The sequence below is a fragment of the Pseudarthrobacter raffinosi genome (assembly GCF_023913735.1).
Classification (GTDB): domain Bacteria; phylum Actinomycetota; class Actinomycetes; order Actinomycetales; family Micrococcaceae; genus Arthrobacter; species Arthrobacter raffinosi.
Genome location: NZ_JAMXBH010000008.1, coordinates 51,618 through 76,591, shown reverse-complemented (window position 1 = coordinate 76,591; position 24,974 = coordinate 51,618). Strand labels below are relative to the sequence as shown.

Here is a 24,974-nt window from a genome sequence, read left to right as displayed (position 1 = left end):
CTTCCAAATTACGCCCAACTTACGTTGGAGTCAATAACTTTTCGTTAGCGTTATTTATACCAATGCTCCAGGGTGAAGCCAGAAGGCGTCGACTCTCAACCGCTGCGTAAAACTATTGACGTATGCGTAACTTTCTGGTTGGCTTCTGCTCATGAAACTCAGCAATGTGCACGTCATCGGCGGTGGGCCAGCCGGCCTCTTCGCAGCAATTCTCTTGCGTCGCGCTTCGCATCTCACCCGGGTGGTGGTTCATGAGCGTTCCGTACCCGACGAGACCTTTGGATTCGGTGTGGCCTTCACCCGCCGAACCTTGGACATTCTTGCCGGCGCCAGTGCATCCGTCGTCGAAAAGCTTCGCGAGGCAAGTGTCGATATGCCGCCGCAGGAAATGCGAATAGGGTCCCATTCCGTTCAAAGCGGTGGGAACGCGGGCGGTATAACCATCGCTCGTTCAGCACTCCTGAAAGCTCTGCTTGACCAGGCGCGGGAAGTTGGCGTCGAGGTTCGACTAGGTGACGAAGCCGTTGCCTCTGATTTTCCTGAGGCGGACCTGGTCATCGCTGCTGACGGTGTTTCCAGTGCTACCAGGGCCTCGCTCGCCAAGGAGCTCGGTGAACACGTGACACCCGGAAGGGGTGTATTCATGTGGCTGGGTTGCGATCGGCGTTTGGAAACCAACCTCTTCGCGCCGGCCCGCACTGACGCCGGCCTCTTCAATATCCACTGCTACCCGTACAGCAACAACGCCAGCACTATTGGCGTAGAGACGGACCTTGCTACATGGCGGCTCGCTGGGATGGACGTTTGGACAGCTGACACTCCGCTGGGGGATTCCGACAAAAAGAGCATCGATTACCTTCAAGACGTGTTCGGCGAGATACTTGGCGGCGCCACGCTTCTCGGCAACCGTTCTCGATGGATGCACTTCCGTACTGTAACTGCGGACCGGTGGAGCGCGGGCAATATCGTCCTGATCGGAGATGCTGCCCATACCGCCCATTACTCGGTCGGCTCGGGCACCAAGATGGCGATGGAGGACGCCGTTGCACTTGTGGAAGCACTTAATATCCCTGGCAATGACGATCTGGGACAGGCGCTGCGGCTGTATGAGACCAATCGACGACCAGGTGCCGAATACTTGCAGAATCTCGCCGATCGGAGTCGATGGTGGTGGGAGTCGCTGGAAGAACGGCTCCATCTTGCTCCGCCCTTGCTGATGGCGGCCTATCTCAGCCGCGGTGGTGCGGTTTCAGCCACCCGCTTAGCTGAGCTTGATCCTGATCTGCTCGATTCTGCCCTCTTGTCTGCGGGGCTGCCCGGCTCCTCTGCAAGGCCGAGGCAGTTGGTCGATGACGTCCTAAGCAGTTCCATCAACGTTGCGGGCCAGCAGCTGTCTTCCCGCATTTTGGATGACTCCACACCCTTAAAGGTTGCGAGCCTTCAAGCCGACATTCATGATCCCTGGGGGGCGGAGGCAGGTCTCGCCGTCGAGGCCGCGGTCTCGCTTGCCGCCGGAGGTGCAGATATTCTTGTCCTTACCGGGGCGGGAGCACGTGAGGCCGTTCTCGACCGCGTGGCCCTTGCGGAACATATCCGACTCCGATCCGGAGCCGCCGTTGCCGTCGAGGCCTTCCGGCAACAGGCTGAAGACCTCGTTGATGCTCTTATCGCCCAACGCATTGATCTCGTCCGATTCACTCCTGCCAACGACGCTTAGGACTTCTTATGAACGCATCAACCCGGTTTCCGGGCAACGTCATTCCGTACCCGGACGAGTTTGTCCGCCGATACCAGGTAGATGGTTTCTGGCGCGAGGAAACGATTCCGCAGTCTCTTCGGCGGACCGCCGAACAGGCCCCCGAGGCTCTGGCTTTGGTAACGCCCGATGTGCGGTGGACCTATCGTGAGCTCATCCGTCGGGCTGACAATGTTGCTGCCGGTTTGCTTCGCTCAGGGTTAGAGCCGGGTGATGCCGTTATTCTGCAGCTTACTAACACCGCCCACGCGGTCTCGGCATGGTACGGCCTACTTCGCGCAGGACTGATTCCTGTCTGCACACTGTCGTTGCACCGAGGGCACGAAATCAGGCAGATTGCCGCAAAAACGGGTGCACGTGGGCACCTCGTGCAGGCAGACATGCCGAACTTTGACATGATTACCTTTGCGGGCGAAATCCGGGAGGAGCTTCCGCACGTGGAGATTCTGCTGACTGTGGGCGCGATCCAGGGGAGCCCCGGCGTGCGGATCGAAGACCTGGAAGACCAACCGTTGTCTCTGACGGACCTTGAGCGGCTTGACGCAATCGAGGCCTCGTCCAATCTCGACGCGCCGGCAGTATTCCAACTCTCCGGTGGCACCACCGGAACGCCCAAAGTTATTCCCCGTCTGCATCCTGAATACTGGTACAACGGCGCAGCCACTGCGAAGTGGTGGAATCTCGGCTCCTCGGACCGGCTCGCCTTCGGCCTGCCCCTGGCCCACAACGCAGCAATAGCCAACGCCTTGTTCGCAGCCCACTCGGTGGGTGCGGCGTTGCTTCTGGCTACTCCCAAATCGGACGTGCTGCTAAAACTGATGGCTCAGGAAGGGGCAACCTGGCTAATGAGCCCTCCTGGCGTCATGCGCGACTACCTCAGTCATCCGCTGTTCGATGAGGCCTTCGCCGACGTCAAGACCTGCGTGCTAACCGCGGCCCCGGTCCACAGAGCCCTATTCGACGAAATGCAACAACGCGGCGTGCATGTCAGCCAGGCTTTTGGCATGACCGAGGGACTCTTCCTGTTCACACCATTGAATTCCTCGGACGATCTGAGAGCAGAAACTGTAGGGGTTCCTATCAGCCCCTTGGACGAGGTTAGGCTGCTCGAGCCCGGCAATGACCGCCAGGTTGCCGATGGCGAAACTGGTGAGCTTTGCGTGCGTGGACCGTACACGATCAGGGGCTACTTCGCAGAGCCAGAACGCAATGCCGTGGCGTTTACACAAGATGGTTTTTACAGGACCGGAGACCTTGCGGCACTGGTCAGAATCAAGGATGAAGACGCCTATGTCATTTGCGGTCGAACTAAGGACCTCATAAACCGGGGCGGTGAGAAGATCAACGCGGAAGAGATTGAATCATTGCTGATCCGGCACGACAGTGTTGCGGAAGCAGCCCTCGTTGCGATGCCTGACGAGCGGTTAGGTGAAAAGGCCTGCGCCTTCGTTGCCCTGCAGGAGGGAGCCACCACACCTTCCTTGAGTGATCTCTGCGCCTTTCTCGCCCAAAATGGTGTGGCGAAATTCAAGTGGCCTGAAAGGCTGGAAATCGTTCCGAGCCTTCCGCGGACCACCATTGGGAAGGTCCAGAAGTTGCAGCTTCGTGAACAGCTTGCGGCCAAAGCCAATTTTGCAGGTTCCGTCGACTAGTACCATGTGGTCCATGGAAAATCCCCCGAACGTCGATCGCCCGAAAACGACCCTGCGGGGAGGGGCCACCCGAACCAGCATTCTTGAGAATGCCGCAAAACTCTTCGCTGAAAAGGGTTTCGCCGGAACCGCGCTCCAGGACATTGCCGACGCCATGGACCTTACTCGCCCTGCTCTATATCACTACTTCTCCAGTAAAGAGGAAGTGCTTGCCACACTCGTGGCCGAGACCAGTCTGAGCACTGCGGAACGCATAGAGAGAGTACGGCTCCGGGCTGACATCAGTCCGTCCGAAAAGCTCCGGTTAGTGACAAGTCAGCTGGTGCGGGAAAGGACAAGCGCACCCGAGCGATTCCGGATGCTGGATCGCACTGAATCGGCGTTGCCTCCCGATATCGGAAAAAAGCACCGTGCCGCCCGGCGGGCCGTACTTACCGAGCTAACGGCGATCATTGTCGAAGGCGTTACCGCCGGAGAATTCCGGCAGACCGACGAGCGGCTGGCGGCCTTGTCTGTGTTGGGGATGAGCAACTGGGTTGCGTGGTGGTACAGCCCCTCCCATGACGAACATGCGGAGCCCGCAGAACACATCGTCACCACACTGTCCGACACGGCTGTGGCCATGCTAGCTAGGCCAGATCACCGGCTTCCCAAAGCCCCAGGGAGACGGGCAGCGCTCGCTCAGCTGCGTGAGGATCTCGATTACCTGGATCGACTCCTCACGGATGAGTGATTTCAGGTGGTGAAGAGCGGTAGTTTTCTCACAGCCAGACTTGTTCAGCTGCTCTGAAAGGTCGCTTTAGAGCGACGGAGCCCTCTGTATACGTAAGTCTCGGAAATTACTTCCAAAACTTTTACGTCCTTAACTTCGAACCATCCTTCAAGGGTTACAAGGCCTCGGTCGGGATGGTTCAGGCTAACTTCAAGCACCCGGGCGAACCCGCGGAGTTCTTCGCCAGACTTTACGGGCCGAAGAAACTTCACGTCCGCGAGCCGGCGTCCAGCATGCACTGCCCAGTACTGGAAAAGCCCTAGAACCGAAAGTCTCTGGAGAACGGCGAGGGTGTGGATCCCGCTGGCGATTATCTCACCGAATGAACTTTGCGCGGCGAGGTTCGCGTCAACGTGAATAGCGAGCGGGTCCCACTCCTGGCCAAACTTGACGATATCGTCCTGCAGCATGATGTGAGTTCCAAGGTCAGCGACCATCCCTACTCTTATGAGTTCAGCCGTTATCAGCTCTCCGGGTGCGCGCTTCACGTCTTCGATGACCTCTTCTGTCCCTGCCACTCATGCGAGGGTACGGATTCCGCTGGCGATTATTTCACTGAACGAGCTCGGGGGGGGCAAGGTTCACGTCAGTGTGAATCACTAGCTGGTCCCACTCCTGACCTAACGCTCGATGTCGTCGTTGAGCACGATGTGGGTGCCTAAGGCAGCAACCATTCCCCCTGCTATCCGTTCCGACGTTATCGGCAGCTTCCCGGATTCGCTCTTCGCGGCCCTGTGTGGCAGGACGTGCACGGGTCACAGGCCGAAAAGCCGTTCTGCGTTGCCGTGCCCGATGGCTTCCCTTGCCGCGCCGCTGAGCTTGGCCGCCTCCAGAAAAGCTGCGGCTCCGCCGTTGCCGATGAAAGGGTAGTCCACTGCATACATGATCCGGTCCACACCCACCGTCTCGACACAGAACTGAAGCTGAGCTTGGTTGAACATACCACTGGGAGTGATGTAGACGTTCTGCTTCATGTACTCCTCGAAGGTGCGTTCGAGGCCGGTGACGCTCTGGGGGAGCGATTCATCGAGTCGTTCAAGGAAAAACGGGACCATCTCCCCCCAGTGGCCAAGAATCACCTGGAATTTGGGGAAGCGATCAAAGACACCGCTAAGCACGAGATGCAGGAAGTGCACGGCCGTCTCCTGGTGCCAACCCCAAGCCGTCGTTTGCAGGCGGGTGCTGACAAACGGGTCGAATCCATCGTAGTTCGACGCTGTCGTAGCGCGGGGAGGAATCCCTGGGTGAAGGTAGAGGGGCACCTCGAGTTCAGCCGCAGTCTGAAGGATCGGCTCGAATTGCGGCGATGAAAGAAACTCACCCTCCGTGCGGCCGTGAATCAGAGTCCCCACCATGCCCAGCTCCTGGACTGCACGTTTAAGCTCCGTGGCCGCAGCTGCGGGATCTGAGGTTGGGAGCGAGGCGAAAGCGGCAAAACGGTCGGGATGTCGGGCCACGGCGGCCGCGAGGGTGTCGTTGGTGTTGGCAACCAGTTCTGCGGCGACGTCGGAGGGGAGCTGCTGGGTCGTGAGGCACGACAGCACCTGCATGTCGATCCCGTTGCGGTCCATGTCCGCGAGACGGCCCTCGTCCAGGTCAATGAGAACGTCGGCAGCGGGCGAATATGGCGCTCCCCGTTTAGGGTCGTAGGTGGCCGAAAAGTGGGGACTAAGCTGCGCGGACGCGGCGGCACTGGCCCTCACGACTGCGAGGTCGAGGTAATGCTCTTCGAGAGTGATGAGTTTCAAGACGGGGTCTCCGTTTTCTTACGATCGATGGGTCGGCCAAGAATCCAGATGCCTTGGATCCGGCGGGTGGCGGTGATATCGGACGTGGGATCGCCCGCGACGAGTGACAGGTCGGGCCTCTATCCTTCAGCGATCGACCCCCAACGCGGGCAGGTCAAAGACGTCAGATGCTCCGGTGGCGCAGCGGAGCGTCCGCTGGGGTGAGTCCTGCTTCCACCAGGAGCTCAAGTTCGTGGTGAATACCGCTGCCGTGGGAAAGCATCCGTGCCAGCAATAAGCGCCACGCTGGCGCGGGCGTTGTCGTATGAGATTCAGATTGCCTAGGTTCCGTGCGGCGCCCTCCATCGTGGTGAGTGTCGGAACGATGCGCGTGCCTGCCTCAATCATCCGTCTGATGTCATCGTCCCTGAGCGGGCTATCCAGTGGGGCGTGGGTGAGGATGTCGACACCAGCGTCCAAGGCGAAGTGAACAGCTCCTAGGGTACTGGCATGTGCTACGCCTTCAGTCCGTGACCGTGATCTCGAGCGGGGCTCTGGCCTCGAGGGCCGTGCACGGCCCAGGAGGCCGATGCCTCGTTGGGCCTTCGCACCCACACGCAGGGTCAGAGGCGGACCAGGCCACCGTCGACCATGAGTGTTTGTCCAGTGAGGAACTCTGCATCCTCACTGACCAGGAACTGAATGGTTCCGACGATGTCCTGAGCCGTCCCCACACGTTTGATGGCTTGCATCTGGCTTGCAGCTTCGGCTACTTCATCATCAACGCCGTGCTGGAAAGTGCCACCGTTAGGTGTCGCCGTCGGGCCGATCGCGTTGACTGTAATTCCGTGGGGTCCCAGATCGGATGCAAGGCCTCGCGTAAAGCCGATGACCCCCATCTTGGAGGCCATGTAATGGGTGAGCCCAGGGAATGCGAGGCCTATCGAGTTTGATGAGATGTTGACGATGCGTCCCCAGCTATTCTTCATCATGAGATCGACAACAGCTTTGGTCATGAGGAACTGAGAGTCGAGGTTCAACGTCTGGATTTTGCGCCAGAACTCGTAATCGAGTTCAAAAAAGTCTTTGAACGGATAGGCTCCGGCGTTGTTGATGAGGATGTCGCAGCGTCCAAAGGATACTTCGATTTCCTTACGGACCCGCGCGATATCCCCCTCGTTCGTAACGTCCGCCTGTATCTTCAAGGCCCGCTGACCCTGCTCTTCGACAAGCGACGCGGTTTCTGAAGCGTCCACAAGGTCAACGAGCACCAGGTCGACGCCTCGCTCGGCCAGACCGACACTTATTGCCCTGCCGAAACCGTGCGCCGCTCCGGTGACTACCGCTACCCGGCTTGTTGATGTGGTTTGTGACATAGGGGAAACACCCTTACTTTCTTGAAATTGTTGGCGTTTGTTCACGTGGTCGCGGTGCTGATGATTTCGGGTTGACGCGAGGAACCACGTCCTACGTCGGCGCGACAGTAAGTGAACGCGCCCGTTGGGAGACCTGCGGCCCGTTGACCCGATGGACTGATGAAGATCTACAGGGCTTAGAGAGGTAGCTCCCGTTTCTTCATCTCAACGGTTGTCCATCGGATTTCCGTGAAGTCGTCAAGTCCGCTGAGTCCGGAGCGGCCCCATCCGCTGTCTTTGACTCCGCCGTTTGGCGATTGTGGTTCGTCGTTGATGGTCGGGGCGTTGACGTGCACGGCGCCGGAGTCAATCTGTTGGCTGATGTTGATGCCCCGTCCGATGTCGGCGGTCATGACGGAGAAGGAAAGGCCGTATGAGCCCTCGTTGACCATTGCCACGCCCTCTTCGTCGCTGTCGATGGGGTGGACGACGATGACAGGTCCAAACGTTTCTTCGCTGGCCAGGCTGACGTTCGCCGGGACATCAATGAGAACGGTCGGTTCGAATACGCGCCCGTTGGCCTTGCCGCCTGTGAGTACACGGGCGCCTGCGCGGGTGGCGTCCTCTATGGCCTGGACTGTCTTTTGCACGGCTCCGTCGGTGATGAGTGGGCCGATGACGGTGATCGGGTCACTCGGGTCTCCTTGTGGGAATTGCTGTGCCAATTGCACTAACTTTTCGGTGAATTCCGCGCAGACTGTCCGGTGTACGAGGACGCGTCGGGCGTTCATGCAGATCTGTCCTTGATGGAAGAAGGCACTGAACGCCACGGTCTTGGCCGCGTGGTCGAGATCTGCGTCGTCGGCGACGATGATCTGGTTATAGCCACCGAGTTCCAATACTGTCCGTTTTAGTGCCGCGGCCGCCTTCGGTGCGATGATCCGGGCGGTGTTCGCGGATCCGGTGAAGTAGATGCACCGCACGGCCGGGTTCTCGTAGAACTCCTCCGCCACATCTGCCGCGGCTTCGGGAGAGTGCGTGACGATGTTGACGGTGCCTTTCGGAAAGCCTGCCTCAGTGAGGATTTCACCGATCAGAAGTCCTGCCGTTACGGGGGCCAGCTCGGAAGGTTTGACGACCACGGTGTTCCCGGTGGCTAGTGGTGCCACAACGGCGCGCCAGGCCAGAACGTGTGCGCCGTTCCAGGGGGTGAAGCTTGCAACGACGCCAAGGGGTTTCCGTTCGGCCGTAGCGAAGGTATGGAAATTGTCTGTCCGAAGGAGCTCCCCGTTGGGCTGGTAGACCCACCCCGCTGCCTGCCGGAGCAAGTTTGCTGACCAGGAAATCTGGAAATGGGCAAAACCGGCCCCGCAGCCGGTTTCTTCGGCCAGTGCCCTGACAATTTCCGCTGTTCGGCTTTCCAGGATGTCTGCAGCCCTTAGGAACAGCTGCTGTTTGGTGGCCGGAAGCATTTCGGCCCATTCCTTCTGCGCGGCCGAGGCTGCCCTGACAGCCTGTTCGGTGTCGGCTCGCGTGCTGGCAGGGACGGTGGCGAACACCGAGTCATCATAGGGATTGGTGATTTCTAGCGTGGCTCCGTCGAGGGCTTGCACCCATTCGCCCCCGATGAGCTGGGAATAGTGCCTTGTTTCGGTCCGGGTAGGGGTCGTGCTGGATGAGGTGATAGTCATGGGGTCCTCCTGGTTTGGGGCACGGTGCTGAGCGCGACACCGGCGAGGGCTCTGCTTGGGTTCTCGCCTCGCCTAGCGGCGAGACGGGGGAAAAGGTCCAGCGCGTTCTCACGGTGGATGAGATCTTGTTGGTCCGCGGTGAAGAGGGACTTGAGTTGCGGGGCCGGGTCTCCGTCGTGTGGGAGCTCGTCCCGCGGCAGGGACACCAAGTCCGAGTTCTCCGGCGAGTAGAGTTTTGCCACTGGATAGTAATCGGAACCAAACAGAATCTGCTCGGGTTCCACTACCTCCCGTAGCGCACTGAGCGGAGCTTTCCCGAATGCCTGAGCCGTTTCAAAATAGAAGCGCTTCAGGTACGACAGCGGCCCGGCGGGTGCGATTTCGTTTAGTCGCGGGTCGAACGCGTGAAGAGTCGCCAGCCGGAATGAAAGATAAGGGACGGCGCCGCCGGCATGGCAGAGGATCCAGCGTATGTTCGGGTAGGCGTCGAGCGTCCCGGTGTAGATAAGACTCGCCACCGCACGGGTGGTGTCAAAGGGGTACTCAAAGGTCCACTGTCCGAAGCCCCCGGGCGGGCCCACAACCTCCGGGACCGGGACAACGGTGTTCGGGTGGAGGAACACCACTGCTTCGCGTGCATCGAGAACCTCCAGTAGCGGGCGGAATTCAGGTTCGCCCAGGTACTTACCGAAATAATTCGTCAGCATGCCCACTCCATCCAGCCCCAGGGTGTCAAGTGCGTAGGTGGCGGCTGCTATGGCGCCGGGAACGTCCGGCAGCGGGAGGGCGGCGAAGGCGCCGAACCGTGTTGGTCGTTCGCCGATGAGCTGACCGGCAAAGTATTCGTTGACTTCCTGTGCGACCTTTCTCCTGTCGCTGACGTCACCGAAGCTCAGGGCAGGGGACGTCAGCGACACCACCGAACTGGTGATGTTCCACGTGTCCATGAAGTCCAAGTGCGATCCCAGGCTCCAGGAAGGAAGTACGGACGGCAGGCCAACGGCTGACGGGCCGCCCTGACGTTCAAGATAATCGACCATGACCTGGGGAAGGACGTGCGCATGGGTGTCTATTGTCCCCGCATCCGGTCGGCGCGGTTGTATGGAGTCCTTAGTCATTACACGTCCTTCGCCAGTGCTGGAGCCAAGTCTCCGTGCGTCGTTTCCTCATCGCGGGCCTGGCGTACCCGGCGGTCCCGGTAGACGATAGGCAGGACCAGGATGGTGCCGAGTGCGGCGACAACCGCGAAGACATAGAAGCTTGTCTGCGGCGGCAAACCCGTGCCCAGCAGGAATCCGCCCAGTATGGGACCGAGGATACCGCCGATTCTGCCGATTCCTAAGGCCCATCCCGTGCCGGTGGCTCGGGCCGCTGTCGGGTAGGTGGAACCGATTAGGGAATTCACGAGCATCTGCGCGCCCAAGGTTCCGGCGCCGGCGACCAGCACAAGCAAATACATGGCGACCTGCCCAAGGGCAAGGCCCAGGGCGAAGATTGCCAATCCGCCTAGTATGAAAAGGACCATCACAACGTATTTTGGGCCACTTCCCCTGTCGGCAAACCAGGAGGCGGTAAAGCCGCCGGCAGCCGCGCCAACGTTAAGGATGACTGAGAACAGCAGAGCGGACTGTAGGGAGTAGCCCAGTTGAGTCATGATCGACGGGAGCCATGCAACCATGCCGTAGGAAAGCAATAGGCTGCAGAACGCGATTCCCCACAGTGAAAGGGTGCGGGTAAGGTACTCGCGGCTGAACAGTGTTTGAAGGCTGTTCGTTGAAACAGCCCGGACGGCGGGCGGATCTAGAGGGATGCCGTACCGGTGGGCGATGCGTTCCGCTTCCTCAGTGCGGCCACGCTGGTTGAGCCAGTCGGGGGACTCAGGAAGCCATTTGATGACCAGCGGTGTCAACAGGACTGGTAGTGCACCGATCCAGAACATCGAGCGCCAGCCGTGGCTCTGAATGAGCATGAGGCCCAGGACGCCGGCGAGAATGCCGCCCACGAGGTATCCGGACGCAGCCAGCGAGACTGTCATGGATCGGCGCTTGGGTGCGGCGAACTCGATGACGTAGGCCATGACCGTCGGCAGCAAAGCGCCGAGACCTATTCCTCCCAATGCACGGGACAATTCGAAGACAGCCGGGTTTGGAGCAAGGGCACAGACAAGCATCGACAGCGAGAACCAGATCATGGAAGTGACGATAACTATGCGTCGGCCGAGCCTGTCTGCGAGCGTACCGGCCAAGAGCGCACCTACCAGCATGCCGACAAGCACAGCTGAGCCTATTCGGCCCGCGTCCTGCGGCGTGAGGTTCCAGCCGGGTTCGGCACGAAGGCTGGGCACGACATTGCCGTAGAGAATCAGGTCGTAGCCATCGAATAGGACGAGCATCGCGCACAGGGCGATGACAGCGCCAGTGCGGCGTTTGTTTTCCGGCACGGTAGAGCTTTGAAACGGCGTCATTGCGGTTCCTTAATCGGTGTACGGGTGGGTATCAGCGGATCATGGTGGCTTCGAACTCCACCACCTCGTGGGTTGCGATGTTGTGGATGCGGTAGGGGTCCTGGTTCAATTCGGCGTCCAGAGAAAGCCGGTCTGGGTGGCTGGTGAGCAGTATTCCGCCATCTCGGGTCGATTTTGGACCTGCTGATTCCAAGCGCCCTCCGGCAAATGCCGCCTTGAGCCATTCAAGGTGTTCCGGACGGTGGGCTGCGATCTGATCGGCGGTTGCGGTATAGGTAATGGAAACAACAAACACGGCAGGATCCCTTAGACGGGTTGTGAGTGGATCCCCAGGGCGCTGGGGGCGTGGGTGCCGGTCATGAGGGCGGCGAGGTCGTCGGGTTCGAGGAAGGAGGGGGGTGGGGGTGGGCCCCAGTTGAAGAGTCCTTGGGCGCCTTCGAAGGTTTCGGGGGTCCAGATTTCGTCTTCGGGGATGCAGTCCATGTCGGAGTAGTACTCGGAGAAGTTCCCGGCGGGGTCTTTGAGGTACCAGAAGAAGTTCGAGCCGGCGTGGTGGCGTCCGAGGCCCCAGATGTGGCGTTCGGGGTTGTTTTCGAGCATGGCTTTCGCGCCGCGTCCGATGTCGTCGATGTCATCGACCTGCCAGGAGGTGTGGTGGAGGAAGTTCACGGGCGCGGCGAGGGCGAGGACGTTGTGGTGATCCACGGAGCAGCGCATGAACGCGCCTTTGTCAGAGATGTAGTCGCTGACTTTGAAGCCGATGCCTTCGGTGAAGAACCGCATGGTCGCTTCCAGGTTCACGGTGCCGATCACGGTGTGGCCGAGTTTGCGGGGCTTGATCCGGGTGTCGCGTACGACCCCGGGGGCGCGTCCGAAGCGGTCGATCCGGCCGGGGCCGTTGTAGGGGGTCGCGGGGGTTGGGTCCTGGGCGATGCGGGGTGCGACGTGGATGCGGGCGGTGAATCCGGAGACGGGTTCGGTCGCGAGCAGTTCGGTGCCGTTATGGTTCATCGGAACACCGAGGCGGGTCATTTGGGAGGTGACTTTGGCGACGTCGTCCTCGTTGTCGGCGCCGACACCGAGTTCGACCAGGCGCCGGGTGGGGGCGTGGACGATTTTGAGCTGTTCGCCGCCGTCGCGGGTCCCGAACGAGTTGTTGCCCAGCGGGTCCAGGCCAAACTCCTCGTAGTACGCGGCCGTTTCGTCCACGTTCGGAACACCCATCACTACGCGGGTCAGACGATGCAATGACATGGGGTTACTCCTTTGTATCCGTAGTTTTTGTTGATGCCTGCCTCGAAGGCGGGCCGGGGAGCTGCCCGGGTTTGAGTGGCCCGGGCAGCTCCGGAGCGGTCAGTTGCCGGCAGAGATGAACGTCTGAGTCATTTCGCCGATGCCTTCGATGCGGGAAACCAGGGTTTCGCCGGGGTTGATGAACCGCTTCGGGCTTCGGCCCACGCCCACGCCGGCGGGGGTGCCGGTGAAGATGATGTCACCCGGGAGCAGGGTTACGACCCGGGACAGGCCTTCGATCAGGGCCGGGATGGAGAAAATCAGTTCGCTGGTGCGGCCCTTCTGGACTTCTTCACCGTCCAGGCTGCACCCCAGTTCCAGATCGTCCGGGTTCGCGAACTCATCGGGGGTGACCAGCCAGGGCCCGACGGGTCCGAAGCCGGGGAAGGACTTGCCCAGCCCGAACTGTGGTGCCGGCCCGCGGAGCTGGGAAACCCGCTCGGAAATGTCCTGACCAATCGAGAGCCCGGCCACATAATCCCAGGCATCCGCGGCCAAAACGTCCTTGGCTTCCTTGCCGATCACTGCGACAAGCTCGACCTCCCAGTCGGTGTTCCCGCCCTCGGGCAACACCACCGTCGTGTCAGGGCCGGTAATGCAGGTAGGGAACTTCGTAAACACAGGCGGAAGGCTCTCGGGCTGGGCGAACCCGGACTCCTTCGCATGGTCGCTGTAGTTCAAACCGATCGCGAACACCTGCCGCGGCAACGGAGAAGGAGACCCCAGGAGAGCCCGCTCCACCACCACATCACCGGTGGTATCGGCAACGGATTCCGCCCAAGCCCGGAACTCCTCCCACCGCGAATACACGGCGGCAAGATCCGGACCAAACCGCCCACCACTGGCCTCCTGGACATCAACACCCCGATCATCACTGACCAGCACAACAGCACGGTTCTCAACATTGGCAATACGCATGTAGCTCCTAGAGGAAACGATGTTCAGGCTGAGGATTTCAGACGAGGGGGGTGATCTTTTCTTCGATCCCTAGAAGGGCTTTGCCGTAGACCTCGTAGCTCACGGTGGGGGAGACGATGGCGTGGCGGGCAGCCGTCGCGGAATCGCGCCAGATTCGCTGCATAGGGCTTGTCTCGGCAAAGGAGCCGGCGCCGTGGGCGCTGAGCAACAGGTCGATAGCCTTGGTAACATGGTCGGCGACCCATCCGGTGTCTGCCCGCACGCGTGCCCTGGCAGTGTAATCCAGGTACTCTCCGCGTGCGGCGGCATCGTCGATGTCCTGCGCCGCGCGATAGGCGTGGAGATTAGCGGTGTCCAAAAGCTGGGCGGCCTCTGCGATCTGCAGCTGAAACGCGACCGAGTCGGTCTGCTTTTCGAAGAACGTATACGAGATGGCTTTCTTGGGTGCCTTTTCGATGACGAAGTCCAGGGCGGCTTGGCCGAGTCCGAGCTGCGTGCCAATTAAGACCAGGGCGAGCACCGGAACAAAAGCCGAGCGATAAAACGGTTCGATGTCCGGCCCGCTGAACGGGTAGTCACCTTCTACTGCAGGCGGGACCGACATGATTCTGTGTTCGGGAACGAACACATTCTCGGCGACGAGGCAGTTGCTGCCGCTGGACTTCATGCCAGCAACAAACCAAGTTTCTTCAAGCGTCATCTCGCTTGTCGGGATCAGGGCGATGGCCTGGTCCACGACGTTGCCGTTTTCGTCCTGTAGGGGCACCCCAAGGACAGCCCACGTAGCGTGCCACGATCCGGAGTTGTAGTACCACCGGCCTGAGACCCTGTAACCGCCCTCGACCTTTTCCGCGGTAGACGTAGGGGCGAGAACGCCGGAGACCTTAGCCTCCGGGTCGGCTCCAAACACTTCGTCCTGCGCCTGTTCGGGAAAGAGGCCCGTGAGCCAGGCACAGACGTTGGTGAGCGTAACGACCCAGGCTGTTCCGCCGTCTGCAGCGCCAATGGCCTTCGAGACGTCCAGCATTGTGCGCATGTCGGCTGCGTATCCGCCATAGCGTTTGGGGACTGCGACCTTGAACATACCTGCATCAGTCAATGCGTCGATTGACTCCTGAACCACCCGGCGGTTGTTCTCGCCTTCAGCGGCGTTCTTCTTCAGCAGCGCCGTGAGCTTCTGGACGCGGGCGACAAGCTCGGCAGCGTCGGGAATGGTGGCGGTAGCGTCGATTTGACTCGTTGTCATGGGGTAATCGCTTTCTTCTTGGGGTTGCTACTTGTTTCAGCGCGCGAAGGCGGCGAGCTGATCAGCAAGGCTGCCTCGGTTCCGCCGCACGAGTTCAGAGTTTGTACCGAAGAGCCTGTGGCTGTAGACCATCGGGGCAATGTCGGTATTGACCGCATGCCTGACATGGCCGAGCAGGAGGGAATGGTCGCCGCCAGGAACAGCTACGGCCAGTTCGCAAACAATCCATCCGGATACCCCGTCGAGCCGGGGTAGACCGCGGTCCACGCTCCAGGACACGGTCGAGAAACGGTCCTCGGCCCGTCGGGCAAAAGTCAGTGCCGTGTCCGCCTGCCCGTTGGCGAGGATGTTGACTCCGAAAAAGCCTGTGCTTTGGATGCGGGCGAGCAGACTGGATCGGTTATCCAAGGAGGCCACCACCATAGGGGGTTCCAAAGACAGCGACATGAAGGCGCTTACCGTTGCGCCGGCGGGCCCGTCCAGGTCCACCGTTGTCAGCACGGTCACCGGGGCTGGCACCGACGCCATCAGGTTCTTGAACTGCATCTCATCAATCACGAGCTACCCTCCTTGAATTCAATAAAATCATTATTATGATTACACTCAATACAATGATTATGGGTGTGACCCCCGTCTCTGTCAAGACATCGGGCGCGACAGAGATCAACAAAGTAGAATGATTGTCATGTACCCGCATGAAGAAGGCTCCGAGCATCGCCCCGACGCAGACGAGGGCGCTGGTCTCAGCCGGACGCTGTGGCAGGCGATTCAGCCTGTTCCGGAGCAGATTTCCGATGGCTACGCGAATAAGGCCGTGCTGGCGGCGAACCGCATCGAGGAGCTCGCTAAGAAAGCGGGAATCGAAGAGCGGCTTGGCAGCAAGAATGAACTTCGACGAAAATGCGGGGTTTCTGAGGGTACCTTCAACCAGGCCTTACAGATAGCTCAGGGCCGTGGCGTGGTCACGCTGCGCCGAGGTCCAGGCGGGGGCGTCTTTGCTGCCCGGCAGGCTCCCTTGGTTAAGCTGGGGAACAAGATGATGGCAATCGACACCAGCGAAAGTATCGTCGCCGACGCTCAACGCATGCGCAACGCCTTGGACCCCCTGGTCCTTGAGGATGCGCTGATGCACTCTTCCGCCACAGACGTCCTGGCCATGCGGGCAGAAGTAGAAGTGATGAAACAGGCGATGGCCAACAATGACGTTGCCGAGTTTCTCCGCAGTAACTGGCGGTTCCAAGCGTCCATCTCCAACATATCGCCCAACGTTGTGCTGCGATCTTTCTTTCTGACCTTGCTGGAGATTCTTGAGCGGCACGCCGTCACCATGCCGGCATCCCCGGATCAGCCGCTGGAGGAAGTCTTGGCCGCCCGATTCTCCCTGTACGAACGAATGGCCAATGCAATGGAAGACCACGACCGCGATGCAGTGATGCAGATCATGCACGAACACAACACTGGTGTGCAGCCCGCCGCGCAGACAAGAGAGTCCATCGGCAGCGCCGGCGGTGCGGATCAAGCGTAAGCCTCTGAGCTTGATCCAAGCCCGCTTTGGCCAGGGACCGGTGGTGACTCCGGCGCCGGGGACTAAAACGGCCCGCGGCTGGAGACGTGAAGAACGCATCCGCGCCCTGATCGCTGGCGCAGACCGCGACGCGCCCACCTGTTCTAGCCCGACAGGTCAGTCGTGCGTTGTTTGCAGCCTGCTGCCCGAAGACGAGGATGAGAATCGCCGCGGCCCGGGCTACTTCTACTCCCGTGCTTTGGACGGCCGAGCGAGATGCTGCCAGAGCCGACGTGGAACGTGAACGCAGCCACGGGGAGCAACGGGTCAAAGACCTCCACGAAACCTACAAGGGCCAAATCACCCAGCTACGCGATGAAGTCACCCAAGCCCGCGCGGCAGAAACCAAACAACGCCGGCCGCGACCACGAGCCGACGGAGAAAATTAGCCGGGGGAGGCAGCGCCAGCGGCGAATGCTGTCGGGCAGCCCGCCCTCGGGGAACCCTTTGCGGCCACTTCCGAGTCTGCATGGCAGACGTCGTGCAAAAGGGGCCAGGCCAGCGGGCGCTCCCCTTGTTCTCCCATATCCTGTGCTTGTTCTGACCGCCCAATATTGGGGAAGAAAGTGAACGCAGACTGGAGTTTCAACATTGATGACGAGATTGCGCGCCTGATTTTGCCGCCCGATGAAGTGAGGCTTCCTGTGCAGGAAGCTGCGACCAGACTGCGCGAGGCAATGGACGCTTGCCGGCGAGCTGCACTCGATCTCGGTGCCGCTGTCCGCACCTCAGGAGAAGCTGGCTACGGCACGAACTGGATTCTGGACGCGGCCAGCCTTAGCCGCACAGATCTGGAAAGAGTCCTTCGCGGTGAAGAGCTCTTCTGACCGTCTCACCGGACCCCGTTTAACATGGGTCCCAATGAGACTGCGATTTACCGCCGGTCGTTGAGTGGCGACGAACGCCGCACGGAATAACGTCAGGAGGATGCTTCCATGATGTCTTCTTGGCAGCCTTTACTACAGCGGGATGCCCGCGCGGGCGATCGCTAGAAAGGCGTTGACCGCGCCTGATGTTTCTGGCGAGCGACTGAGGAGTAGTAGGTCGACCGAGACCTCGGGGTCGACCAGAGGGCGGAAAGTGATTTCAGGAATTCTGATCTGCTCTGTTGCGTCCGGGACGACAGCGATTCCGAGGCCGGCCGCGACGAGGGCAAGGACCCCGAGCGTCGTTGGAGCGCGGTGCGCGACGATCGGTTCCTGTCCTTGGCTGCGGAGGTGTTCCAGGGACAGGTCTTCACCATCGTCGTGGGAGTACACGATGACACGTTCCTGATCCAGGTCCGAGTATCTGATGGCGGGGCGGTCAGCCAACGGGTGTTCGACCGGGATGGCTGCGATGAGCCGGATTCGGGCGATCTTCTCGGTTCGACAATGGATGTCCGGGTCGAACTTCCCCCGTGGGCCAAAGCCGACGTCCAGTGAGCCCTCGCCGATCAGTTCCGTCTGTCGGAGGGGCGCCAGTTCTTGGACGGTGACTTCGACGTCCGGGTAGATGTTGTGGTGTCGACGGAGGGTGCCGATGAGGTTCCCGCTGAGCATGGCCACTCCGGAGAAACCAACACGCACAGTGCCGGTCTGACCGCTGAGAGATTGATGGACCACGGTGACTGACCGTTCCGCTTGAGCGAGCGTCCGTCGGGCCTCGACGAGGAGGACCTCTCCTGCTTCCGTGAGATCGACTCGGCGGCTCGTGCGCACGAAGAGCGGCCCGCCGAGTTCGCGTTCGAGGCTCTGGATCTGCATGCTCAGGGTCGGCTGCACGATATGGAGCCGCGCGGCGGCGCGGCCGAAGTGCCGCTCTTCCGCGACGGCGACGAAGTACCTCAGATGCCGTAGTTCCATGCGTGACCCATCAGTTGAAATGATCAATCGGTCAGATCAATCTAATGGCGTTAGGAGCTCGCAGGGGTCAAGCTGGTTCCATGTCGACTTATGTGGAAGACCGCTTGGCGATCGCAGACCTTGAGATGGGATGGATTCACCGTGACCTTGGTGAATGGGCGGCGCTTCGGGAGTTGTTCCATCCTGACGGGGTGATTGAGATCACCTGGTTCGAGGGCCTGTTCACGGACTTCGTGGACGCGTCCGAACGGATGGGCGCCTCGCAGTTCCGAACCAAGCACGTGATCGCTTCCCCGGTCATGGCCTTCAACGAGTCCCGGGATCGGGCGGTGGCGGAGACCAACGCGATCATCATCGGGGAGAACATTTCTCTGGGCCTCGGCTGCATGGGCCACAACCGGTTCATCGACCGGATCGAGAAACGAGACGGGCTCTGGAAGATCGTCGACCGCAAAAGCATCTACGACGCGGCCACGTTCACATTCCCCCTGGGACTGGTCGACATCGACGTCGACCTCGCCCGGACATATCCGCGCGAGTACGCGGCGTTGGCATATCTGCTGGACAAAAGCGGGTTCCCGGTCGCGAAGGTCTTCGCGACGAAAGGCAGCGACTTAGAACACCGCATCAAGGCCGACGCAGCCGCATGGCTGGCCGCACCGGGATCCACCACCGAAAGGCACACCGCATGACCACCACCACGATCACCACCGTCCGCGTGTTCGACGGCACAGCCATGCTCGAGGGATCGTTCGACGTCACATTTACAGAACAAGGAATCAGCGCGGTCACCCCAAGCACCGAAGAACGGGGCGAGTCGGGCACGATCATCGATGGGACCGGCAAAACGCTGCTTCCCGGACTGATTGATGCTCACGTGCACTTCGATTCTTACGCTGATCTGGGCGAATTCACCCGATGGGGTCTGACGACAGTCCTGGACATGGGAACCCACCCGAAGTCGCTGGTGGATAGCATCCGCAACCAGCGGGGACTGACCGATGTGCGAAGCTCCGGCAGTCCGGCGTCCGGCCCAGGAAGCAACCAGACCACCAAGGGCGGTTTCGCGTTGTCCACGGTGGTGACCGGGCCCGACGACGCCTCCCGGTTCGTGGCCGACCGGGTCGCCGAAGAATCCGACTACATCAAGATCATCATCGAGGATCCCGCAAGCGTCGGGGACGTCGCCCTGAGCGTTGACACGATCGCCGCCATCGTGCAGGCCGCGCATGCGGTTGGTCTTCAGACCGTCGCGCACGCCTCCTCGACCGCAGCGTTCCAGCTCGGCATCGACGCCGGCGTCGGCATCCTCACGCACGTTCCTCTCAATGGCCCCGTCACGTCCGAGATGACCGCGTCGATGGCCGCTGGCAGCATTCGGTCGATTCCAACCCTGACCATGATGAAAGGCACCGCCTCGGCGGTCGGTCTTCCCGACTCCGGCGACGGCCCCGGATATCAGAACGCATCCGCCTCGGTCGCCGCCATGAGGGCAGCGGGAGTGATGATAGCCGCGGGCACCGACGCTAACAGGGCTCCTTTCGTGCCCTTCAGTCCGGTTCTCGGTGAATCGATGCACGACGAATTGCAGCTTCTCGTCGACGTCGGCCTGAGCCCCACAGAAGCGCTCCGCAGCGCCACCAGCACCGCAGCCGCCCTGTTCGGCCTGGAGGATCGCGGCAGCGTTCGAGAAGGGTCCCGCGCGGACCTGCTTCTCGTCATTGGCGACCCCACCGCCGATATTGCCGCCACAAGAAACATCGACCAGGTCTGGGCCGCTGGGATCCCCGCGTCCTGATCATCCGATCCACCACTGCCGACCCCAAGGGACCCACCTCGTGAAACTCATCACCCTCGAAGAGCACTACCTCGACATCTCCATCGCGCGGGCAAGCGCGGGCATCGCATCCCACCAAAGCCCCAACTTCAACGCCACCTTCGATCCGAAGCTGGGCTTTTCCTGGTCCCCGTCCGCCGACGTTCTACAAGACCTCGACGAAGGCCGCATCGCCAACATGGATGCCCACGGCATCAGCATGCAGGTCCTCTCTGGACTCTCCACGCAACAGCTCCCCGCTGAGCACGCCGCCGAACTCGTGACCAACCTCAACAACACACTCGCCGCCGCGGTCACACGGCACCCCGACCGGTTCGCCGCGTTCGCTTCCTTGCCAACAGTCCTGCCCGAACACGCCGCCGACGAACTCGAACGCGGCGTCCGGGACTTGTCGATGGTCGGGACGATGATCATGGGGCGCACGGAGGACCAATTCCTCAGCGACACCCGATTTGACCCGATCCTCGCCCGCGCGGCGAGCTTGAACGTGCCGATCTACCTGCACCCCGGAGTCCCACCCGCCGCCAGCAGCGCTATCAACTACGCCGGCCTCGACCCGCTCGTCACGGCCCGGTTCCAAACTGCGGGGTGGGGGTGGCACATGGAAACCGGCATCCACTTCCTGCACCTGGTCCTCAGCGGTGTCTTCGACAAATACCCCACCCTCCAGATCATCCTCGGACACTGGGGAGAAATGGTCCCGTTCTTCCTCGACCGCCTCGATGAGGGATTCCCCACCCGACTCACCGGCCTTGACCGTTCCGTCGCCGAATACGTGAAGTCGAACGTCTACATCACCCCCAGCGGCATGTTCAGCCACGCTCAACTGCAGTACTGCGTCGACACGCTCGGTACCGACCGGATCATGTACTCCGTCGACTACCCCTTCGTCGACAACGACCAGGCTGCCAAATTCCTCGACGAAGCAAAGCTCGAGCCGGCCGTGAAAGAAGCCATCGCGCACGGCACCGCCGAAAGCCTCCTCAACCTCGCCTAGCAGCCCAAGAGGTGACCGACGTCCACGAACGACGCCTAAGACACGCCTATGAGGCGTGTCAATTCGCGGGCGGCGTCGATGGTGACGATCACTGCGTCTCCAAGTGATCGGGCGCTCATTGATCATGGCACTGCTCAGGCACGGTTCAGCCCGGTCAATTGCGAGCCGCCGTCGAAATCCCTCCAGAAACTCACAGTGAGGAATATTCGGCGGCGCAACCGACATCGTGGGCGCCGTGCAATTTCTGGCCAGTGACGACGCCGCGTTCATGACGGGTCAGACCCTGATGATCGACGAGGGACTCGTTCGATTGTGAGCCGGCACCCGCTGGTCGCGACCGGCAGCGAACCGCGGTTCCGCGAAGACCGGCGAGAGGTCCTGGGTTGGCTCCTGCTGGAGAGGCCCACGGTTCAACGGGTGGCTTCTGGGAGTAACCGGGTGAACTCAGACGGCGAGGTTCCGCGTACGGTTAAGTCGCCTGCCCTCTCGCCCTTTGGCTCCGAATGCAGATCCCTGCGCCATACTGCGTAGGTCTGATCGATCCGCCGTCTGACCCAGCTCTCAGGAGTAGCAGTCGCAGCGCCCATGCAAGGGCTCAGCGCCCTACTTTCATCGTGGCGCCCGGGACAAGATTGACGAAGGTGGTGAACACAAAGGGCGGCGCAAGCAGGTCTGGCGCGCCGTCCCGGGGCGGGCGTAGATTCGAGTGAGCATGAGGCTCGGATGCTTCAAAGGGGAGCTTGCGATGGTCGGATGGAATGCGGATAACGTGGCGGGGTCTACTGGGCAGGGGGCTGTGACACTGGTAGAGGGCTCCTCGTTCTGCATTTCCCTGCAGAACGGTGACATCTTTCCCCATCATCCTCATGGTGTTTTCCATCAGGACACCAGGATTCTGTCCCGATGGTGCCTGACCATTAACGCCCAGCCGGTGGAGCCCCTGGGCGCGTGGACGCCTTCGCCGTATCAGGGGACCTACATTGGCAGGGCCGTCCGTGCCGACGGCCGGTCCGATAGCCCACTTACGGTCGAGCGCAAGCGCGAGGTGGGTGCCGGCATTCTGGAGGACATAACGATCCACAACTACGCACTCATTCCCGCGACCTGCGAGGTCACGTTGTCAGTGGATGCGGATTTCGCCGATCTTTTTGAAGTCAAGGACGGACGGTTTCACAGGCAGTGGAAACGGACTCGCCGATTCGAGGGCAGTTCAGTAAGGGTGGAGGCCGTTTGGCAGGATGTGAAGAAGGGCGTCGTCATAAGGGCTGAGGGCGGCGAAGCCAGCACCGATGGTTTTCTCTTCCACTCCGTCATACCCCCGCATGGAGAGTGGAGTGTCCGGGCGGTCGTCGCGCCGATGTTGGCAGACGCCGATCCGGCCTCGCCGCTCCTCGCCGCCAATATGGATGCTGTCTCATCCCAGGGGCGGCGGCTACAGTCCTGGGTTGCGAGCATCCCTCCTGTCCGTATAGGCAACCCGTCCCTCGAGCGTATTGTCGCGCGCAGCTATGCTGACATCGGCGCGTTGCGCATCGTTGACCCTGACAATCCCGACAGAATGGTGGTCGCCGCGGGGGCGCCGTGGTTTATGGCTTTGTTTGGGCGCGACTCATTGCTGGCCTCGTTCATGGTGATGCCCGTCAACCCACCGCTGGCACTGGGCACGCTGCAGACCCTGGCCGACAGGCAGGGCTCAAAAGTGGATCTGCTGACCGAGGAACAGCCCGGGCGGATCCTGCACGAGGTGCGTTTCGGTGTCGGCACGGCTCTGGCGCTGGGCGGTAAGTCGGCCTATTACGGTACCGCCGATGCGACACCGTTGTTCGTGGCGCTGCTCGGTGAGGTTAGCCGGTGGGGAGTTGCGCCGGCTGACATCGCCGCTCTGCTGCCCCACGCGGACAGAGCACTGGAGTGGGTCCGGGATTACGGCGACAGTGACGGCGACGGGTTTGTCGAGTACGAGCGCCTCAACGACCACGGTCTCATCAATCAGGGCTGGAAGGACTCCTGGGACGGGATCAATTTTGCCGACGGCCGGATTGCCGAGGCCCCCATCGCGTTGTGCGAGGTCCAGGGGTATGTGTACAGCGCCTACATCGCCCGGGCATGGATGGCCCATGACGCCGGTGACCGGGCCCTCGCCGCCGAATTCCGGGAACGCGCGGAGCGGTTGAAAAAACAGTTCAACGAGCAGTTCTGGTTGCCGGACCGAGGCTACTATGCGATCGCCCTCGACAAGGACAAACGGCCCGTCGATGCCTGCGCATCCAACATGGGCCACTGCCTATGGTCCGGAATTGTGGATGAGGACAAGGCCCTGCAGGTTGCTGACCGGCTGATGTCCCCGGAAATGTTTAGCGGCTGGGGCGTACGCACCTTGGCCACTGACATGGGGGCCTACAATCCGGTCAGCTACCATAACGGCTCCGTCTGGCCGCACGACAACGCGCTGATCGTCGCAGGCCTGATGCGCTACGGCTTCGTGAAAGTGGCCCAACAGCTCGCCACGGCATTAATGGAGGCGGCCCAGTACACGGACCACCGCCTGCCCGAATTGTTTTGCGGGTTCAGTCGCTCCGACTGCCCCGAGCCGCTGCCCTACCCGACGGCCTGCTCGCCACAGGCCTGGGCTGCGACGACCCCGGTAATGTTGATCCGGAGCCTCCTGCGGCACGATGCCCACTTTTCACTCGGCGGGCTCTGGATTGACCCCGTGTTGCCGGAAACGTGGGGGGACTTTCACGCCGAGAACGTGGCCATGGGTGAAGCCCGCTTCTCTTTCGATGTGTGGGGATCCAGAGTCGAAGTTAAGGGCCTGCCCGAGGGCATAGTGCTCCACAGAGGAACGAGGCCCTCGCTGGCCGACATTGCGGAACTGGACAGGCTGCGCCGGACGAACTGAATCAACACACCCCGAGGAAGAACGGGCGTTCTCACAGCTACTTCTACTCACGTTGGTTTAACGCCGATAATCGACCTTTCGTCATGCTATAGGCCGCACCGGGGGAGAGGTCGCCCCCACTTGGTAGTAGGGCAGTGAGGCCTGTAAAAATGGGTGGCATGGACAAAATTAAGGCCGGGACCGGGGTTGGACAGGACTCGGTCCTGGAGGTTCGCGTGGAGCTGGTCGACAGCGAGCCTGAGATTTGGCGTCGATTCGAGCTCCGGGGCTCCCTTACTTTGAGCCAGGTCCATCAGGTCCTGCAGGCAGCATTTGGCTGGGAGGACGCGCACCTGCACAGGTTTGTAACCAGCGATCCGTTCGCGCCGCTGCGGCCGGTCGACGGCGAATTTCCGGAAGTCCCGCAGTGGCTTCCCGGGCAGGAGTGTGAAGAACCGGGCGACTGGCCTGAGGAGGATTGCTCCCTGGATCAGCTGCTCGCGCTGGGCTCGGGCGGAGCGTTCTACGAGTACGACTTTGGTGACAGCTGGATTCACCGGATCGGGCTGGTTTCCCGCTGGCCCGCGGACGAAGGCAGTCCGACGGCCCGGTTGATTGACGGCGCCCGGCGTGGCCCGCTGGAAGACTCCGGCGGTTTTCCCGGCTACGAGGAGATCATGGATGCCCTGGCCGACCCGTCGCATCCCGACCATGCCGAACATTCCGCATGGGTGGCAGACATAACCGGCTCCGATGCGCCTTTTGACCCTGCCTTCGTGGACATTCCCGCCGTGAACCGGGCGCTGGCTGAGCAGGTCTGACCCCGGAGTCCGGGAGAATACGCCAACGAATGAAGGCAGGAAAACTGCCCCTTCTGCGGGCCCTCCCCCGCGCATTTTGGAACGCCGATAATGAAGATTACGTCAAGCTGCGGCCAGGAGGGGTCTCCGATCGGGCTTTTGCCACCGCTCCGAACA

At 61.1% G+C, this 24,974-nt stretch carries 23 protein-coding genes; 11 read left to right on the top strand and 12 right to left on the bottom strand.

The window, feature by feature from the left end:
• Positions 1 to 151: 151 nt before the first annotated feature.
• The 3 genes from NG698_RS08925 to NG698_RS08915 are packed head-to-tail and all read left to right on the top strand — an operon-like array spanning position 152 to position 4,141.
• The gene (locus NG698_RS08925; protein ID WP_252609315.1) at positions 152 to 1,717 is read left to right on the top strand and encodes an FAD-dependent monooxygenase; all 1,566 of its coding nucleotides are present in this window, start codon (positions 152 to 154) and stop codon (positions 1,715 to 1,717) included.
• 8 nt (positions 1,718 to 1,725) lie between these two features.
• Entirely contained in the window at positions 1,726 to 3,408 is a 1,683-nt protein-coding gene (locus NG698_RS08920) for an AMP-binding protein (RefSeq protein ID WP_252609313.1), read from the top strand.
• A 13-nt stretch (positions 3,409 to 3,421) separates the two neighbouring features.
• Positions 3,422 to 4,141, top strand: coding sequence for a TetR/AcrR family transcriptional regulator (locus tag NG698_RS08915; protein WP_252609311.1), 720 nt, complete (start codon positions 3,422 to 3,424; stop codon positions 4,139 to 4,141).
• Positions 4,142 to 4,185: 44 nt separating this feature from the next.
• Here the strand turns inward: NG698_RS08915 and NG698_RS08910 are convergent, their stop codons facing one another.
• The 11 genes from NG698_RS08910 to NG698_RS08860 all read right to left on the bottom strand — a co-directional run bounded on the left by NG698_RS08910 (position 4,186) and on the right by NG698_RS08860 (position 15,432).
• A complete protein-coding gene (locus NG698_RS08910) occupies positions 4,186 to 4,698 on the bottom strand; it encodes a MaoC/PaaZ C-terminal domain-containing protein (protein WP_252609309.1) in 513 nt (170 codons plus the stop codon).
• A 237-nt stretch (positions 4,699 to 4,935) separates the two neighbouring features.
• Positions 4,936 to 5,928: an amidohydrolase family protein gene (locus tag NG698_RS08905; RefSeq protein WP_252609307.1), complete on the bottom strand. Its 993-nt coding sequence runs from the start codon at positions 5,926 to 5,928 to the stop codon at positions 4,936 to 4,938.
• A gap of 602 nt (positions 5,929 to 6,530) precedes the next feature.
• Positions 6,531 to 7,328: an SDR family NAD(P)-dependent oxidoreductase gene (locus NG698_RS08900; RefSeq protein ID WP_252609305.1), complete on the bottom strand. Its 798-nt coding sequence runs from the start codon at positions 7,326 to 7,328 to the stop codon at positions 6,531 to 6,533.
• A 131-nt stretch (positions 7,329 to 7,459) separates the two neighbouring features.
• A complete protein-coding gene (locus NG698_RS08895) occupies positions 7,460 to 8,953 on the bottom strand; it encodes an aldehyde dehydrogenase family protein (RefSeq protein WP_252609303.1) in 1,494 nt (497 codons plus the stop codon).
• Positions 8,950 to 10,071, bottom strand: coding sequence for an amidohydrolase family protein (locus NG698_RS08890; RefSeq protein WP_256470926.1), 1,122 nt, complete (start codon positions 10,069 to 10,071; stop codon positions 8,950 to 8,952). Before NG698_RS08890 ends, NG698_RS08895 begins: the two co-directional genes overlap by 4 nt.
• Entirely contained in the window at positions 10,071 to 11,417 is a 1,347-nt protein-coding gene (locus NG698_RS08885; protein ID WP_252609301.1) for an MFS transporter, read from the bottom strand. Before NG698_RS08885 ends, NG698_RS08890 begins: the two co-directional genes overlap by 1 nt.
• A gap of 31 nt (positions 11,418 to 11,448) precedes the next feature.
• On the bottom strand, positions 11,449 to 11,712 hold the full coding sequence (locus NG698_RS08880) for a YciI family protein (protein ID WP_252609299.1): 264 nt from the start codon (positions 11,710 to 11,712) through the stop codon (positions 11,449 to 11,451).
• An 11-nt stretch (positions 11,713 to 11,723) separates the two neighbouring features.
• Complete coding sequence (locus tag NG698_RS08875; RefSeq protein WP_252609298.1) at positions 11,724 to 12,671, bottom strand: VOC family protein; 948 nt, start codon at positions 12,669 to 12,671, stop codon at positions 11,724 to 11,726.
• Positions 12,672 to 12,770: 99 nt separating this feature from the next.
• Complete coding sequence (locus NG698_RS08870) at positions 12,771 to 13,628, bottom strand: fumarylacetoacetate hydrolase family protein (protein WP_252609296.1); 858 nt, start codon at positions 13,626 to 13,628, stop codon at positions 12,771 to 12,773.
• Positions 13,629 to 13,665: 37 nt separating this feature from the next.
• The gene (locus NG698_RS08865) at positions 13,666 to 14,874 is read right to left on the bottom strand and encodes an acyl-CoA dehydrogenase family protein (protein ID WP_252609295.1); all 1,209 of its coding nucleotides are present in this window, start codon (positions 14,872 to 14,874) and stop codon (positions 13,666 to 13,668) included.
• A 36-nt stretch (positions 14,875 to 14,910) separates the two neighbouring features.
• Positions 14,911 to 15,432 (bottom strand): flavin reductase family protein, encoded by a 522-nt coding sequence (locus NG698_RS08860; RefSeq protein WP_252609293.1) that lies wholly within the window; start codon positions 15,430 to 15,432, stop codon positions 14,911 to 14,913.
• Positions 15,433 to 15,559: 127 nt separating this feature from the next.
• On the opposite strand from NG698_RS08860, the gene NG698_RS08855 reads away from it, so the two are divergent.
• Positions 15,560 to 16,399, top strand: coding sequence for a FadR/GntR family transcriptional regulator (locus NG698_RS08855; RefSeq protein WP_252609291.1), 840 nt, complete (start codon positions 15,560 to 15,562; stop codon positions 16,397 to 16,399).
• Positions 16,400 to 17,004: 605 nt separating this feature from the next.
• Positions 17,005 to 17,265, top strand: coding sequence for a hypothetical protein (locus NG698_RS08850; RefSeq protein ID WP_252609289.1), 261 nt, complete (start codon positions 17,005 to 17,007; stop codon positions 17,263 to 17,265).
• Between the two features lie 132 nt (positions 17,266 to 17,397).
• On the opposite strand, the gene NG698_RS08845 is transcribed toward NG698_RS08850, so the two are convergent.
• Positions 17,398 to 18,282: a LysR substrate-binding domain-containing protein gene (locus NG698_RS08845; RefSeq protein ID WP_252609287.1), complete on the bottom strand. Its 885-nt coding sequence runs from the start codon at positions 18,280 to 18,282 to the stop codon at positions 17,398 to 17,400.
• A gap of 80 nt (positions 18,283 to 18,362) precedes the next feature.
• On the opposite strand from NG698_RS08845, the gene NG698_RS08840 reads away from it, so the two are divergent.
• The 6 genes from NG698_RS08840 (at position 18,363) to NG698_RS08820 (ending at position 24,818) form a co-directional block, all read left to right on the top strand.
• A complete protein-coding gene (locus NG698_RS08840; RefSeq protein ID WP_252609285.1) occupies positions 18,363 to 18,974 on the top strand; it encodes a nuclear transport factor 2 family protein in 612 nt (203 codons plus the stop codon).
• Positions 18,971 to 20,080 carry an amidohydrolase family protein gene (locus tag NG698_RS08835; protein ID WP_252609283.1) on the top strand — a complete coding sequence of 370 codons (1,110 nt, stop codon included), beginning with the start codon at positions 18,971 to 18,973 and terminating at the stop codon, positions 20,078 to 20,080. The genes NG698_RS08840 and NG698_RS08835 overlap by 4 nt, the downstream gene beginning before the upstream one ends.
• Positions 20,081 to 20,120: 40 nt before the next feature.
• A complete protein-coding gene (locus NG698_RS08830) occupies positions 20,121 to 21,116 on the top strand; it encodes an amidohydrolase family protein (protein WP_252609281.1) in 996 nt (331 codons plus the stop codon).
• Between the two features lie 202 nt (positions 21,117 to 21,318).
• A complete protein-coding gene (locus NG698_RS21945) occupies positions 21,319 to 21,432 on the top strand; it encodes an SDR family oxidoreductase (RefSeq protein ID WP_374210089.1) in 114 nt (37 codons plus the stop codon).
• A 429-nt stretch (positions 21,433 to 21,861) separates the two neighbouring features.
• A complete protein-coding gene (locus tag NG698_RS08825) occupies positions 21,862 to 24,018 on the top strand; it encodes an amylo-alpha-1,6-glucosidase (RefSeq protein WP_252609443.1) in 2,157 nt (718 codons plus the stop codon).
• Between the two features lie 158 nt (positions 24,019 to 24,176).
• Positions 24,177 to 24,818, top strand: coding sequence for a plasmid pRiA4b ORF-3 family protein (locus tag NG698_RS08820; RefSeq protein ID WP_252609279.1), 642 nt, complete (start codon positions 24,177 to 24,179; stop codon positions 24,816 to 24,818).
• The last annotated feature ends 156 nt before the right edge of the window (positions 24,819 to 24,974 follow it).

Excerpts from the sequence above, each read along its gene's own strand:
- NG698_RS08920 (WP_252609313.1), top strand. The coding sequence starts at position 1,726 with ATGAACGCATCAACCCGGTTTCCGGGCAACGTCATTCCGTACCCGGAC.
- NG698_RS08855 (WP_252609291.1), top strand. The coding sequence starts at position 15,560 with ATGTACCCGCATGAAGAAGGCTCCGAGCATCGCCCCGACGCAGACGAG.
- NG698_RS08885 (WP_252609301.1), bottom strand. The coding sequence starts at position 11,417 with ATGACGCCGTTTCAAAGCTCTACCGTGCCGGAAAACAAACGCCGCACT.
- NG698_RS08895 (WP_252609303.1), bottom strand. The coding sequence starts at position 8,953 with ATGACTATCACCTCATCCAGCACGACCCCTACCCGGACCGAAACAAGG.
- NG698_RS08835 (WP_252609283.1), top strand. The coding sequence starts at position 18,971 with ATGACCACCACCACGATCACCACCGTCCGCGTGTTCGACGGCACAGCC.
- NG698_RS08925 (WP_252609315.1), top strand. The coding sequence starts at position 152 with ATGAAACTCAGCAATGTGCACGTCATCGGCGGTGGGCCAGCCGGCCTC.
- NG698_RS08840 (WP_252609285.1), top strand. The coding sequence starts at position 18,363 with ATGTCGACTTATGTGGAAGACCGCTTGGCGATCGCAGACCTTGAGATG.
- NG698_RS08820 (WP_252609279.1), top strand. The coding sequence starts at position 24,177 with ATGGACAAAATTAAGGCCGGGACCGGGGTTGGACAGGACTCGGTCCTG.
- NG698_RS08875 (WP_252609298.1), bottom strand. The coding sequence starts at position 12,671 with ATGTCATTGCATCGTCTGACCCGCGTAGTGATGGGTGTTCCGAACGTG.
- NG698_RS08845 (WP_252609287.1), bottom strand. The coding sequence starts at position 18,282 with ATGGAACTACGGCATCTGAGGTACTTCGTCGCCGTCGCGGAAGAGCGG.
- NG698_RS08870 (WP_252609296.1), bottom strand. The coding sequence starts at position 13,628 with ATGCGTATTGCCAATGTTGAGAACCGTGCTGTTGTGCTGGTCAGTGAT.
- NG698_RS08865 (WP_252609295.1), bottom strand. The coding sequence starts at position 14,874 with ATGACAACGAGTCAAATCGACGCTACCGCCACCATTCCCGACGCTGCC.
- NG698_RS08915 (WP_252609311.1), top strand. The coding sequence starts at position 3,422 with ATGGAAAATCCCCCGAACGTCGATCGCCCGAAAACGACCCTGCGGGGA.
- NG698_RS08825 (WP_252609443.1), top strand. The coding sequence starts at position 21,862 with ATGGTCGGATGGAATGCGGATAACGTGGCGGGGTCTACTGGGCAGGGG.
- NG698_RS08890 (WP_256470926.1), bottom strand. The coding sequence starts at position 10,071 with ATGACTAAGGACTCCATACAACCGCGCCGACCGGATGCGGGGACAATA.